The following is a 12,657-nucleotide window of genomic DNA, read 5'->3' as shown; positions in this document are numbered from 1 at the left end:
GCGCTGCGCCAGTGACGCTGCGCCAGTAACGCGTGGCCGGTAGCTCTGCGCTCCGGGAACGTAGCTCGCTCGGGAGGTAAACGCGCGCTCGGGCGGCCACAATCGCGAGATTGTGGCCGCCCGAGCCCCCGAAATCCTCCGCTCCGGCGCTACTCCGCCGGGTCGAGCACGAAGTCGTAGGTGACCTCCTTGCCCTGATCGTCGGACCGCGGCTGCGGATCGAGGATCAGAGACTCCTTCACGGCGGACGCAATGTCGTCGGAGATATGCGCGTCGCCGGTGAAGTACAGCTGTGTCGTGATCAGCTGGTGCTCCGGCGCCGACACCTTGAGGTGGATGTGGGCCGGGCGCCAGGCGTGCCAACCCGCCGCCTTGATCAGCGCCCCGCACGCGCCATCCGTGGGGATTTGGTACGGAGCCGGCTGCATCGTATCGATGTGGAACTGGCCGTCTGGCTCCACCGGGACGGTCGCCCGCAGGTTCCACTCCGGCAGGCCCGGGGCGAACTGCGAGTAGAAGCCGAGGTCGTCGGCGTGCCAGATCTCGATCTTCGCGTCGGGCAGCGGATCGCCGGCGACGTTCGTCACCCGGCCCCGGAACAGCAGCGGCGTTCCGGGTTCGTCCTCGCGCATCGGCAGCTTGGTCGGACTCTGCTGCACCGGGGCGTCGGGCACGTAATACGGGCCCTCGATCGACCCCTGTGAACCGTGCCGGTTCTCGTTCGCGACCTGCTCGACCGAGTGCTCGATCCAGACGTCGAGGAACAGCGGCCATTCGCCGTCCTCGCCCACCCTGATCAGCCACGCCTTGAGCGCGTTGTACTCGTCGTAGGTCACCTTCTCCTCAAGCACGGTGTCGTTGACGGCCTTGATCACCCGGGAGGCGAGCAGGTTGACCCGCTCCGTGCTGATCTCCGCCGCCCCGACTCTCCCGCTCTCGCGGAAGCGTTCCGTGGCGGTCTGGCCCGAGGCGGCCGCGGTTGCGGTGGTCTCATCACGCGTGTCAGTCATGACTAACTCCTTTGTCAGTGCTTGTGTTGTTGCCTTTTGTCAGTGGTCTGGTGTGGTCTCAAGAAATCGAAGACGGATGCTGCGCAAGAGGGGTGACGGTGATGGTCATGTAAGGGAACAGAGGCAAGCCCGAGAGGATGTCGTGCAACTCGTCGTTGCTCGCCACATCGAATACCGAGTAGTTCGCGTACTCGCCGACCACCCGCCAGATGTGCACCCAGCGGCCGTCGCGTTGAAGCTGCTGCGAGTACGCCTTCTCGGTGGCCTTGATGGCCGCGGCGTCGTCAGCGGGCATGGTGGTGGGGATGTTGACATCCATACGCACGAGAAAGAGCACGGGGTCTCCTAGTCCTTGTCCTGACGGTAGCGGTCGAGCTTGTCGTCGTCGATCACGGCGCCGACTCCGGGCACCCGCCGGGTCGGGATGACGCCATCCCGGATGACGAGGGGTTCAGCCAACAGGTCGTCACTCATGTCGAGGAAGTTGGAGAGCTCGCCGGCGCGGCGGGTGGTCGCGGCAAAGGCGGCCCCGAAGGTCACGGTGGCGAGGGTGCCGATCTGCGTGTCGATCTGATTGCCCATCACGACATCGACGCCGAGTCCCTCGCAGAGGCCCAGGATCTGCTGCGCCTCGGTGAAGCCGCTGCGGGCCGTCTTGATGCTGATGGCATTGCAGCCGCCGGCCAGCAACTCTCGGGAGACATCGCCCGGGGTGGGCACGCTCTCGTCGCCGACGACGGGAATGGGGGACTTGTCGACCAGCCGCCGTCGACTCAGCGCCTCTTTCGCATCGCACGGTTCCTCGAGCAGGCTGAGGCCCACGTCCGCGGTCTGCCGCAGCACCTCGAGGGCCTCGTTGGCCGTCCAGCCGCGGTTGGCGTCGAGATACAGGTCGACGTCCTCGCCCAGTCCGGCGCGCAGCACATGGCAGGCCTCGATGTCCAGCCCAAGCGGACGCCGGCCGACCTTGAGCTTGAACGTGGTGATTCCGTAGTCGGCCCGCATGTGCAGTGCCTCGTCGAGCAGCTCTTGGGCCGAGGCGAAGCCGAGCATGTGCGACACGCGCATCGAGTCGGTGTAGCCGCCGAGCAGCGTGCTGACGGGGGTGACGGTGGCCTGTCCGATGATGTCCCAGAGGGCGATGTCGATTCCGCCCTTGGCTGTGTTGTTGCCGATGGTGCGGCCGAGAACCTGCTGCGCCTTGGAACGCTCGAACGGGTCGATTCCCGTGAGCGCCGGCGCGAAGATCCGCTCGACGACCGCAACGATCGATTGCTGGGTTTCCCCATAGGTGTACGGGCGGGGCGGTGTATCGGCCACCCCGATGATGCCCTCATCGGTGTGCACACGGATCAGCACGTGATCGGCCACGGTCACCTCGCCGCTGGCGAACTTCAACGCCTTGCGATACGGGATCGAGTACGGCACAGCCTCGATGCGGGTGATCTTCATGCGCGACCGGTCCTTTCGCGCGGCGTCCTCACCGCGCATTAACGCACGATAAGACCGCCGGGTGGCAAAGGGAAGTGCCGGCTATGTCTGGAGTGGTATCCAGCGGCTCTCAATGAGGGAGCGGATGCCGCGTGCCCACGTGTGGGCACACTGCGCCGTCAGCGAGCAACCTAGGCGATGTTGGACTCGTCCTCGTCCGTGGCGTACTTGTCTTCTTCCGCCACGTATTCCGGCCATTTCTGAAGGTCCTCCTCGAGACGAGGATTACCAGACAGCTCTTTCTCAAGAGCGCCGTAGTTGGTGTCGGGGCTGAAGTACTTCAACTCCCGAGCCACCTTCGTGTGCTTTGCTTTTTGACGGCCGCGCCCCATGCGTGACCCCCTTTATGAATCGAAAATGGCGAACAGGGACTAAGAAATCTAGCGGGTAGTTTATCATGCGGCGCGGGCTATCCCGGTCTGGCATGCGGTCTGCCCGGTAACCTTGTGCACGTGAATTCAGGCCGCTATGACACCGAGGTTATCGTAATCGGTGCCGGCCAAGCCGGACTCTCTTGTGCATTCTACCTTCGACGCCTTGGACTGGAGCCGGGAGCCGAGTTCCTGATGGTCGACCGCGGGCCCGGAACCGGCGGGGCGTGGCAGTTCCGCTGGGACGCGCTGCGCCTCGGCTCCGCGCACAAGGTCAACGACCTGCCGGGCATGGGCGAGCTCGGGCTGAGCTTCGACACCGCCGACCGGCAGCTGCCGGCGAAGGATGTCGTGGCGGACTACTACCGGCGGTACGAACAGCACTACGACCTGAGGGTGGAGCGTCCGACATCCGTCACCCGCGTTGAAAATGACGCGGCAGACCTGGCCGTCGACCTGTCCGGGCCGAGCGGCGACCGCAGGCTGATCACCAAGATGATCGTGAACGCCACCGGAACCTGGGGATCGCCGTTCGTGCCCTGGTACCCCGGAATGGACAAGTTCGGCGGTCGCCACGTGCATACCGCCGACTACCGGTCGGCTGAGGAGTTCGCCGGGCAGAACGTGATCGTCGTCGGCGGCGGCACCAGTGCGATCGGGTTCCTGATGGAAATGGAAGAGGTGGCCGCGAACCTCACCTGGGTGAGCCGCACGCCGATCGAATGGCTGCACGACCAGAACCTCACCCTCGAGGCGGCGGTTACCGCGGTGTCCGCCCAGGATGAGGCCGCCCGGGCGGGCAACGCCCTGCCGAGCATCGTCAGCGGCACCGGAATTCCGCGCACCCGCCGCATCCAGGCCGCCATTGATCGCGGCCTGTTGACGCCGCATCCGATGTTCACGCGCATCGAGCCGGACGGCGTGCGGTTTCCCGATGGGTCATTCGCCCCTGCCGACGCAATCATCTGGGCCACCGGGTTCCGGCCGGAGTTACGTCACCTTGCCCCGCTGAAGCTGCGCGAGAAGGCGGGTGGTATCACCGTCGGTGCGAACGCGTCGTGGAAGGATCCGCGCATCTTCTTCGCCGGTTACGGCCCCACAGCCAGCACAATCGGCGCGAACCGGGCCGGACGGGCAATCGCCCGCCAGGTGGTCGCGAGCCTCTCGAGGATGTCATGAGCGAATTCCCCACCCTGCTGTTTATCGTCGTGCCGGTCACGTTCGCGGTGATGGTCCTTGTGGTCGCTGCGATCTTTTTGATCGTCGTGTTGCCGCCGGCGCGCAAGCGGGTGCGCGAGGAACGGATGCGGCAGGAGATTGAGCGGCGCGCGGCGGGTGGAGACGCGGGCCGCGACGCGGGCGCGACTGGGGCTGAGGACGACGATGCTGGCGACGGTCGGTAGGTCGCTTCCCCGTCGCGGTTAGACCAAGGCGGCCGTGATCGCATACCCGCCGAGCGCCAAGCCGATGCCTGCCGCCAGGCTCGCAACCACGTTCACCGTGGCCGTGCGCCAGCGACCGTCTCGCACCAACTCGATGGTTTCGACGCTGAAGGTGCTGAAGGTGGTGAGTCCGCCGGCGAATCCGGTGAGCAGGATCAGACGGATGTCGCCGCCGATCGCCGCCGCATCGGCCAGGGCCAGCACGATCCCCGCCACCGCGGAACCCACAGCGTTCACCGCCAGCACGCCCCACGGCAGCGGAAGCAGCAGCGTGGCGAGGTAGCGGAGGCAGGCGCCGAGTCCGCCCGCGAGTGCGACGGTCAGCGCGAGGGGCAGCGTCACGCTCACTGTTCCGCCCCGACCTCGGCGGCCGCCCGCCGGTTGTGCCCGAGCTGAAGGCCGGCCGCGGCGGCGAGCAGTCCGAGCACCACGGACGCCGCAAGGTAGAGCGCAGCGAGTGCCGGGGTGAGCGTGAGCGCGGATGCCATCACTGCCGAGAAGGTGGTGAAGCCGCCGAGCAGGCCGGGGCCGAGCGCCGCGCGCAGCCAGTGCGGCGCCACCGGCCAGACGCGACCGACGAGCCATCCGAGCAGCAGCGAACCGAGCAGGTTGATGCCGAGCGTGGCGGTGGGGAACGCGTCATCCGGATGCGCAACGACGATGTCGATGCCGAGACGCAACGCGGTGCCCACGGCGCCGCCGAGAAACACGGCGAGCAGCAGCAGGGGCACGAAACCCGAGCCTAGTGGCGGATGTCGCGGCCCCAAGCCCGCGCTGGTCCAGCCCGCCGAGACCCCCTCCGTAGACTCGATGAGTGGGTAACCGGGGAGTACGCAGGCGGCGCTGGCCTTGGATCGTGGGGGCGATCGCCCTCGTGCTGCTGACCACGGTCGCCGTCTACGCGGTGCCGATTCTCACGCACCAGAACGCCGGGCAGTCCGCGCAGGACCCGTTCACCGACGAGTGGCCGCTCACCGCCACCGCACACGGCGAAGATGGGCGCGACCGCCGCATCGATGTCCTCGCAGCCGACCCCGGAGCGCCCGTCGACACCTCGGCGCTCGCCGCGGGCGACCGGCTCGTGATCAGCGGAACCGGGTTCGACGCCGCGCGCGGCATTTACGTCGCGATCTGCGCCATCCCGGAGCCGGGAGGCAAGCCCGGCCCGTGCCTCGGCGGGGTGCCCTCCACCGAGGAAGGCGAGACCGTCGCCGAGGGCAGCATCCAGTACGCGCCGAGCAACTGGATCAACGACGACTGGGCCTGGCGGCTGTTCGGTGCGCGCAGCTTCGACAACGCGACATCCGGAACCTTCACCGCCTACCTCGAAGTGGCCGCGCCCGCCGGCGAGGGCATCGACTGCACCACGGATGCCTGCGGCATCTTCACCCGCAACGACCACACCGCGGCGAACGACCGGGTGCAGGACCTCTACGTCCCGGTGCGCTTCGAGTAGCGAGCGGCACACAGCGTGGGTCGGTCGCTGAGCAGCGTCGGCAGGACTACGGATGTCGCGAGCGCCGCACTTTCACGCGAGCGCCGCGGTTCGAACCTCGGCGCTCGTGCGAAACCACGGCGCTCGCAGACTGAGGTTGTGGCGCGGCAGGGGTGCGAGGCGCTGGCAGCGCCCCGCACCCCCGGCCGCGACACCCCTACAGCGTCCTCCGCACCTCGTCGAGCCGACTGCGGAGGTCGGCTACGGTCTCCGGAGTGAGCTCGCCGCGCGCCGTGCGGCCACGCAACTCGGTGCGCACCTCGTGCCGGAACTCGGTGAGCGCGAACTCCGCGTCGCGCAGCGCCTCCCGGGCGCCGAGCGCGGTGGTCTTCACCCCGCTCGGGCCGGACGCCCCGGCGGCCGTCTCGGGGGCCTCGGCGCTCTCGGTGCCTTCGGTCCCTTCGGTGCCCTCGGTGGTCGCCGTGCTCGTCGTGCTCGCCCGAGTCTCGGACCGGGCGTCGCGGGCGGCGGAGGCCAGGTCGGCGCGCAGCGTCTTCATCGCGGCGTTCACCGAGTTGCGCACCTCATCTGCCAGGCGCCGCACCGAGTCGGTGAGCTCGTCCTCGATGCCGTCGAGTTCGCCCTCCCGGCTCGCAAGCTCGGCGCGTCCGGCATCCGTGATCTCGTACACGGTCTTGCGACCGTCGGCGATCTTGGTGACCAACCCGTCTTCCTCCAGCTTCGCCAGCCGCGGGTAGATGGTGCCGGCGCTCGGCGTGTATGTGCCGCCGAAGCGCTGCTCGAGCGACTGGATCAGCTCGTAACCGTGCTGCGGCCGTTCGGCGAGCAGGCTCAGGATGTAGAGCCGCAGGTGGCCGTGGCCGAACACCGGGGGAGTCATGCGCTCACCGCGTGCAGCACGCTGATGTTTCCCGACACCGTGTTCACCCGCAGTTCGAGGGCGGAGGCATCCAGCGTCCCGTATTTGCCGATATAGCTGCCGCGAACCCCGGAGATGGCCGAGTCGTCAAGCTGCAGCTTTCCGCCGACGGTGTTGATGCGGTACTCCGCCGGCTGACCGGGAGCCAGCCGCGTGGTCAGCGCCCCGCTCACCGTGTTCACCCGGATCTCGGCTGGCTGGCCGGAGATGTCGAGGAACACATCGCCGCTCACACCCTCGCTGAGGTACTTGGAGATCTCGCCGGTGGCGGTGATGTCTCCCGAGACGGTGTGGGCCCGCACCGAACCGCGGTGGTTGCGCACCGCGATCTCGCCGCTGACCGCGTTGAGGTTGAGGTCACCGGTCACTCCGTCGACGACGATGTCGCCGGAGACTGTGCTGATCGTGGCATCCGTCGTCAGTCCGCTGATCAGAGCGGATGCCGAGACGACACCGAACCTCAGGGCGATCTCACGCGGCACCATGATGCTCACCTCGGCGCTGGCCTTGCCGTTGAACGACGCGAAGACATCGATGAAGTTGTCCCAGCGCAGCTGCGGGTGGTCGATCTCCAGCGTGTCACCGTCGATCGAAACCTTCAGATCGCGCCCGGTGACCGAGTGCACTTCGACCCTCGCGCCGGGCTCGTCGTGGCCGACGATGTCGACCTGGCCCCCGATCAAGCTCACCTTGAGCTTGCGGACCAACTCCAGATCGATGACCTGGGGGCCATCGACCATCCACTCTTCCTGCGGCATGGTGTCTCCTTCGCGACATCCGAATCGCGATATATCGCGTTCTCTGCGACTCAAGATATATCGCGATGTTGCGGTGCGCAAGGGGTTTTTTCGCCGAGGGCTTGACCTTTACGCAGCGTCAACTTCTACGGTTGTTTCTGAGAGGAGGGCCGGCATGCGAACCGAGTTGGAGTGGTCGATTCAGGATGTCGCGCGCCTCACAGGCACCACGAGCAGAACCTTGCGGCACTACGACGACATCGGACTGCTCGAGCCGACCAGGGTCGGCGGCAACGGCTACCGCTACTACGACGCGGATGCCCTGACCCGGCTGCAGCGCATCCTGCTGCTGCGCGAACTCGGGCTGGGCCTGCCCGCGATTGCGGAGGTGCTGGCCGGGGCGCGCAGCAATGACGACGCCCTCGACACGCATTTGCGCTGGTTGCAGCAGGAGAAGCTGCGGATCGACCGGCAGATCAACAGCGTGCAGACCACGATCCTCAAGTTGAAGGGAGGTGAACAACTGATGGCAGAAGAGATGTTTGACGGCTTTGACCACACGCAGTACCGGGACGAAGTCGAGCAGCGCTGGGGAAAGGATGCGGACGCGCGGAGCGACTCCTGGTGGCGCTCGATGAGCGACGCCGAGAAGAAGGAGTGGCAGCAGCGCGCGCAGACCCTGGGCGCAGATTGGCAGGCCGCGGCACAGCAAGGCCTCGCCGCCGACAGCGACGAGGCGCAGGCGCTCGCGCAGCGGCAGTTCGACTGGTTGCGGGGGATTCCGGGCACACCGGGCGGCGGCACGACGGGTCCGACGAAGGAGTACTTCGTGGGTCTGGCCGAGATGTACGTGGCGGACGAGCGCTTCGCCGCGAACTACGGCGGAGTGGCGGGCGCCAGCCTCGTGCGCGACGCGATGACGGTGTACGCGGAGCGGAACCTGTAGCGGCTCGATCCCCGGGCCGGCTCCCGGGCGGCTCCACCCATCCGTTTGTGCGCGCAACATGGCGCTTAGGCGGCATCCGAAGCGCCATGTTGCGCGCACAAACGGGGAGCAGGGGCAGGGGAGCGGGCTGGCAAGTCAGGGCACCGGCCCAAACGTGCTCAGGGTGCCTAGGGCAGGGCGTTCGCGGGCGCCGGTTCCGGAACCTCGCGCTTCCGAACCGGCTCCGGCACGAGCAGCAGCCGCAGCAGCGGCTGCGCCATTGGGCCGATCAGCAGCGCGAACGCCACGGTTCCGAGCCCCACGTTGCCGCCGAGCAGCCAGCCGATCGCCAGCACGGTCACCTCGATGCCGGTGCGCACCACCCAGATCGGCCAGCCGGTCACCCGGTGCAGCCCGGTCATCAGGCCGTCGCGCGGCCCCGGCCCGAACCGGGCGCCAATGTACAGGCCGGTGGCGATGGCCACCAGTGCGAGCCCGCCGGCGAATGCGAGCACCTGCAGCACCGGATGCGTCTGCACCGGAACCAGCAACAGGCCGACCTCGGCCGCCGGGCCGACGAGGATGGCGTTGGCCACGGTGCCGATCCCTGGCTTTTCGCGGATCGGGATCCAGATCAGCAGCACCACAAAGCTGGTCAGCACGGTGATGAGGCCGAACGACCAGCCGGTCTGTCGGGCGATGCCCTGCGTCAGTACGTCCCAGGGGGCGACGCCGATGGCGGCTCGCACCATCAGTGCAATGCCGATGCCGTAGAGGAAGAGGCCGATTGCGAGTTGCAGGATGCGGCGGACCATAGTTGTTGCGGGAGACACGAGTGCAATCCAATTGCATAATTGGCCCGGAAGCAAGAGGCCAATTACGGGTAAGTGGCATCCTGCACGCGTCGGTGAGCGCGGCGGCCGCTTGTTGAGCGGGCGCACCATCGGTGAGCGCGGCGCAAACGGCCGAGCGCGCCCGCCGCTGCTGGCGCGCTCGGCCGCAAACGCGGCGCTCACCTTGGTTCGGCGGAGGCTAGACGCCCCGGACGCCGTCACGCTCCACGACGGAGCCGCTGCCCGCGGCAGCCGCGGCGTCGGAACCGTCGCTGTCCGCGACATCCGCCACCGTCTCCTCGCCAAGCGACTCCCGGCCGGACTGGCCGTCCGTCGTGCCGTGCAGGCCGATCAGAGTGAGCAGCGCGGCGGCTAGGGCGGCCACGGCGCAGACGACGAAGGCCAGCGAGAATCCGTCGCCGAGCGACTGCAGCGCGAGCTCGTGCGCCGCCGAGCCGGGAACTCCCGGCGGCAGGCTGTTCAGGGCGATCGGTCCGCCGGCTTCGAAGACCCCGAGGGCGGGGCCGGCCTGGTCAGCCGGGAGGCCTGCGGTCGGCAGCGTCGCGCCGAGCTGACCCGCCGCGGCGCTCAGGGCGACCGCGCCGGCGATCACCGGGCCGAGTGCGAAGCCGAGGTCGCGCAGCAGGTTGGTGGTGGCGCTGGCCATGCCGGCGAGGTGGCGCGGCACGGTGTTCAGCGCGATGGCGGTCATCGGGCTGAGCGTGAAGGCGAAGCCGATGCCGATCAGCAGGGCAGGCAGGACGAACGGCGCCAGGTCGGGGTTGGTGACGTCCAGCCGGGAGCCGAGCAGCGCGCCAATCCCCATCAGGCCGAGGCCTGCCGTGAGCACGAAGCGCGGCGGGAAGCGGTGCTGCAGCCGGGAGATCACCGGGATCAGCACGAACGCCGGGCCCTGCAGCAGCAGGAAGAGCAGTCCGGTCAGGAACGGGCTCTGGTGCTGCACCGGGCCGAGCCACATGCTGAACGAGAAGCAGGCGCCGAGGAACGCGAACATGCCGATCACGGCCACGATCGACGAGACGGTGAACGCGCGGTTCTTGAACAGGTTCAGCCGCAGCAGCGGTGACGGGGCGCGCAGCTCGATGACCACGAACGCGATCAGGAACGCGGCGCCGATGAGGAACGCGCCGAGCACGTGCGGGCTGGTCCAGCCGTCTTCCGGGCCCTGCACCGCGCCGAACAGCGCGAGGATGAGGCCAATGGCGAAGGTGACCTGACCCCACGGGTCGAGGCGGCGATCGCCGGCGGGGGAGGACTCGATGGCCTTCCAGAAGGCGAGCCCCACGGTCACCAGGCCGAGCACGCCGACCACGGCGTACGAGCCGCGCCAGGAGCCGAGGCTGGCGAACACTCCGCCGAGCAGCGGTGATACCGCGGCGCCGGCCGAGAGGAAGCCCGCCCACATGGCGATGGCGCGCGCCCGCTCCCGGGAATTGTGGGTGACCGCCGCGACGAGCGCGAGCGACGACGGGAAGATCGCGCCGGCACCGAGGCCATTGATCGCCGAGCCGATCCACATCATCTCGACCGTCGGGGCGATCGCGCAGACCACGGAACCGACGAACACCAGCAGGGATCCGCCGACCACGAGTTTGCGGTGCCCGAACTTGTCGCCGAGCACCCCGAAGGTGAGCTCGAACACCACCACGGGAATCATGAACGCGGCGGTGATCCAGGTCAGCTGCGACCCGACGGTGTTGAATGTCTCCTGAAACAGGCCGTTGAGTGATCCCGGCAGCGCGTTGGCGAGCTGGGCGAGCAGGGCCGCGATGGACGCGGCGAAGATGGTGCCCTTGACCCGATTCGAGCCGGCTGCGGATGTCGCGGACCGGGTGGGCGCCGGGGGTGGTGACGCCAAACGGTTCTGGCTCATGCGGAACTCCTTCGTTCGTGAGCGACGATCCACTGGTGGCATCGCGCTGCGACAGAGTGACACGTTGGCTTACACGCTGTCAAGTGGGTGGTGTGGATGTCGCAAAAGTGGCCTGCTCAAAGCAAGGCCAATTCGCTAATGTGGCCCCATGCAGGTATCAGCGCGTGCGCTCGACTCGCTTCTGGCCGGATGGCGCACCAGCGCCACGGCCCCGGCCTACACCGCGCTCGCCGACCGCATCCGCCTGCTGATCCTTGACGGCCGGATCGTGCTCGGCAGTCGGCTGCCCGCGGAGCGCGACCTCGCCGGTCAGCTCGGCATCAGCCGCACCACCGTGAGCACCGCCTACGCGACCCTGCGCGAGTCCGGTCACATCAGCAGCGTGCGCGGCTCCGGCAGCGTCGCCCAGCTCCCCCGGCCGGCGGCTCCGGTGACCGAGCCCATCCAGACCGACTACCTCGACTTCAGCAAGGCCGCCCTGCCCGCCATCCCGGCCGTCATCGGCGCCGCCGAATGGGCCGCACAACAACTGCCCGCCTATCTCAGCGACTCGGGCTTCGACACCGTGGGCCTACCGATCCTGCGGCAGGCGATCGCCGACCGCTATGCCGACCGCGGCCTGCCCACGGGCCCCGACCAGATCATGGTCACCGTCGGCGCGCAGCACGCGATCGCGTTGCTCGCCCGCACCCTGCTCAGCCGCGGCGACCGGGCGCTGGTGGAGGCGCCCAGCTATCCGCACGCGTATGACGCACTGCGCGACGCGGGCGCCCGGCTGGTGTCGGTCGGGGTCGACTCCGAATCCGGCTGGGACGAGGTCGCGCTCGAACAGGCCCTCCGCCGAACCAGCCCTGCCCTGGGCTACCTGATGCCCGATTTCCACAACCCCACCGGGCAGTCGATGTCCACCGAACTGCGGGCGCGCACACTGGAGCTGGCCGAACGGCAGGGCACCCGGCTGATCGCCGACGAGACGATGGCCGAACTCGGCTTCGACGACGTGCCGGCCGCGCTGCCCTTCGCCGCGCACGGAGACGCCATCCTGATCGGCTCGGTCGGCAAGAGCGTCTGGGGCGGGGTGCGCGTCGGCTGGATCCGCACCGACCCGGCCACCATCCAGCGGCTGGCCGCGGCCCGCACCAGCGGCGACCTCGGCACCCCGGTGCTGGAGCAGCTGATCGTCGCCAAACTGCTCGAAACCATGGACGACATCCTCGCGGTGCGCCGCGAGCAGCTGCGCGCCGGACGCGATCACCTGGCCGCGGCGCTGGCGACCCACCTGCCGGAATGGCACGTGCCGACCGTGCACGGCGGCCTCACCACCTGGGTCAACCTCGGTCAGCCGGTCAGCTCGCAGCTGACCCTCGCCGCCCGGAACGAGGGCCTGATCATCGCTGCCGGGCCCCGCTTCGGCACCGGCGGCGTGTTCGAGCGGTTCCTGCGGGTGCCGTTCAGCTACTCGGCAGCCGAGCTGGACCGCGGCGTCGAGATGCTCGCCCACGCGTGGAACAGCGTGCTGCGACATCCGCTGCCCACACTCGAGCAGCCACTCGCCCAAGTCATCTAGCCCGCGCCCCGA

Annotated in this window: 15 protein-coding genes; 5 read left to right on the top strand and 10 right to left on the bottom strand. The window is 68.4% G+C overall.

The annotated features are described in order from the left end of the window. Positions 1-149: 149 nt before the first annotated feature. From catA to HCT51_RS17075, 4 genes are all read right to left on the bottom strand, one after another. On the bottom strand, positions 150-1,010 hold the full coding sequence (catA, locus tag HCT51_RS17090; RefSeq protein WP_166880334.1) for a catechol 1,2-dioxygenase: 861 nt from the start codon (positions 1,008-1,010) through the stop codon (positions 150-152). A 58-nt stretch (positions 1,011-1,068) separates the two neighbouring features. Next, positions 1,069-1,347, bottom strand: coding sequence for a muconolactone Delta-isomerase (gene catC / locus HCT51_RS17085; protein WP_166880321.1), 279 nt, complete (start codon positions 1,345-1,347; stop codon positions 1,069-1,071). Positions 1,348-1,355: 8 nt separating this feature from the next. After that, positions 1,356-2,462, bottom strand: a complete 1,107-nt coding sequence (locus HCT51_RS17080; protein WP_166880319.1) for an enolase C-terminal domain-like protein — start codon at positions 2,460-2,462, stop codon at positions 1,356-1,358. Between the two features lie 170 nt (positions 2,463-2,632). Beyond that, positions 2,633-2,833 carry a DUF3073 domain-containing protein gene (locus HCT51_RS17075; RefSeq protein WP_166880317.1) on the bottom strand — a complete coding sequence of 67 codons (201 nt, stop codon included), beginning with the start codon at positions 2,831-2,833 and terminating at the stop codon, positions 2,633-2,635. Between the two features lie 120 nt (positions 2,834-2,953). Here HCT51_RS17075 and HCT51_RS17070 point away from each other — a divergent pair, with 120 nt between their 5' ends. Next, a complete protein-coding gene (locus tag HCT51_RS17070; RefSeq protein ID WP_166880314.1) occupies positions 2,954-4,051 on the top strand; it encodes an NAD(P)-binding domain-containing protein in 1,098 nt (365 codons plus the stop codon). Further along, positions 4,048-4,275 (top strand): hypothetical protein, encoded by a 228-nt coding sequence (locus tag HCT51_RS17065; protein WP_166880311.1) that lies wholly within the window; start codon positions 4,048-4,050, stop codon positions 4,273-4,275. The genes HCT51_RS17070 and HCT51_RS17065 overlap by 4 nt, the downstream gene beginning before the upstream one ends. An 18-nt stretch (positions 4,276-4,293) precedes the next feature. Here HCT51_RS17065 and crcB read toward each other — a convergent pair whose 3' ends face one another. Together crcB and HCT51_RS17055 are read right to left on the bottom strand one after the other, a co-directional pair. Next, positions 4,294-4,656: a fluoride efflux transporter CrcB gene (gene crcB / locus HCT51_RS17060; protein WP_166880309.1), complete on the bottom strand. Its 363-nt coding sequence runs from the start codon at positions 4,654-4,656 to the stop codon at positions 4,294-4,296. Between the two features lie 2 nt (positions 4,657-4,658). Beyond that, positions 4,659-5,045, bottom strand: a complete 387-nt coding sequence (locus HCT51_RS17055; protein WP_166880307.1) for a CrcB family protein — start codon at positions 5,043-5,045, stop codon at positions 4,659-4,661. Between the two features lie 125 nt (positions 5,046-5,170). Between HCT51_RS17055 and HCT51_RS17050 the strand changes: the two genes are divergently transcribed. Beyond that, positions 5,171-5,770, top strand: a complete 600-nt coding sequence (locus HCT51_RS17050; RefSeq protein ID WP_224760564.1) for a hypothetical protein — start codon at positions 5,171-5,173, stop codon at positions 5,768-5,770. A 196-nt stretch (positions 5,771-5,966) separates the two neighbouring features. Here HCT51_RS17050 and HCT51_RS17045 read toward each other — a convergent pair whose 3' ends face one another. Together HCT51_RS17045 and HCT51_RS17040 are read right to left on the bottom strand one after the other, a co-directional pair. Continuing rightward, positions 5,967-6,650: a PadR family transcriptional regulator gene (locus HCT51_RS17045; RefSeq protein WP_166880302.1), complete on the bottom strand. Its 684-nt coding sequence runs from the start codon at positions 6,648-6,650 to the stop codon at positions 5,967-5,969. After that, the gene (locus HCT51_RS17040; RefSeq protein ID WP_166880300.1) at positions 6,647-7,447 is read right to left on the bottom strand and encodes a DUF4097 family beta strand repeat-containing protein; all 801 of its coding nucleotides are present in this window, start codon (positions 7,445-7,447) and stop codon (positions 6,647-6,649) included. Before HCT51_RS17040 ends, HCT51_RS17045 begins: the two co-directional genes overlap by 4 nt. A 154-nt stretch (positions 7,448-7,601) precedes the next feature. Here HCT51_RS17040 and HCT51_RS17035 point away from each other — a divergent pair, with 154 nt between their 5' ends. After that, positions 7,602-8,372, top strand: coding sequence for a MerR family transcriptional regulator (locus tag HCT51_RS17035; RefSeq protein WP_224760563.1), 771 nt, complete (start codon positions 7,602-7,604; stop codon positions 8,370-8,372). A 167-nt stretch (positions 8,373-8,539) separates the two neighbouring features. On the opposite strand, the gene yczE is transcribed toward HCT51_RS17035, so the two are convergent. Beyond that, complete coding sequence (yczE, locus tag HCT51_RS17030) at positions 8,540-9,184, bottom strand: membrane protein YczE (RefSeq protein WP_224760562.1); 645 nt, start codon at positions 9,182-9,184, stop codon at positions 8,540-8,542. Between the two features lie 199 nt (positions 9,185-9,383). Then, positions 9,384-11,120: an MFS transporter gene (locus HCT51_RS17025; protein ID WP_255523530.1), complete on the bottom strand. Its 1,737-nt coding sequence runs from the start codon at positions 11,118-11,120 to the stop codon at positions 9,384-9,386. A 106-nt stretch (positions 11,121-11,226) separates the two neighbouring features. Here HCT51_RS17025 and yczR point away from each other — a divergent pair, with 106 nt between their 5' ends. Next, positions 11,227-12,645 (top strand): MocR-like transcription factor YczR, encoded by a 1,419-nt coding sequence (gene yczR, locus HCT51_RS17020; protein WP_166880296.1) that lies wholly within the window; start codon positions 11,227-11,229, stop codon positions 12,643-12,645. Positions 12,646-12,657 lie beyond the last annotated feature (12 nt).

It is taken from the genome of Salinibacterium sp. ZJ450, assembly GCF_011751885.2.
In the GTDB taxonomy this organism is placed as follows: domain Bacteria; phylum Actinomycetota; class Actinomycetes; order Actinomycetales; family Microbacteriaceae; genus Ruicaihuangia.
This window is presented reverse-complemented; position numbering and strand designations above follow the sequence as displayed.

Excerpts from the sequence above, each read along its gene's own strand:
- HCT51_RS17065 (WP_166880311.1), top strand. The coding sequence starts at position 4,048 with ATGAGCGAATTCCCCACCCTGCTGTTTATCGTCGTGCCGGTCACGTTC.
- HCT51_RS17080 (WP_166880319.1), bottom strand. The coding sequence starts at position 2,462 with ATGAAGATCACCCGCATCGAGGCTGTGCCGTACTCGATCCCGTATCGC.
- HCT51_RS17075 (WP_166880317.1), bottom strand. The coding sequence starts at position 2,833 with ATGGGGCGCGGCCGTCAAAAAGCAAAGCACACGAAGGTGGCTCGGGAG.
- HCT51_RS17035 (WP_224760563.1), top strand. The coding sequence starts at position 7,602 with ATGCGAACCGAGTTGGAGTGGTCGATTCAGGATGTCGCGCGCCTCACA.
- catA (WP_166880334.1), bottom strand. The coding sequence starts at position 1,010 with ATGACTGACACGCGTGATGAGACCACCGCAACCGCGGCCGCCTCGGGC.
- yczR (WP_166880296.1), top strand. The coding sequence starts at position 11,227 with ATGCAGGTATCAGCGCGTGCGCTCGACTCGCTTCTGGCCGGATGGCGC.
- HCT51_RS17045 (WP_166880302.1), bottom strand. The coding sequence starts at position 6,650 with ATGACTCCCCCGGTGTTCGGCCACGGCCACCTGCGGCTCTACATCCTG.
- HCT51_RS17025 (WP_255523530.1), bottom strand. The coding sequence starts at position 11,120 with ATGCCACCAGTGGATCGTCGCTCACGAACGAAGGAGTTCCGCATGAGC.
- HCT51_RS17040 (WP_166880300.1), bottom strand. The coding sequence starts at position 7,447 with ATGCCGCAGGAAGAGTGGATGGTCGATGGCCCCCAGGTCATCGATCTG.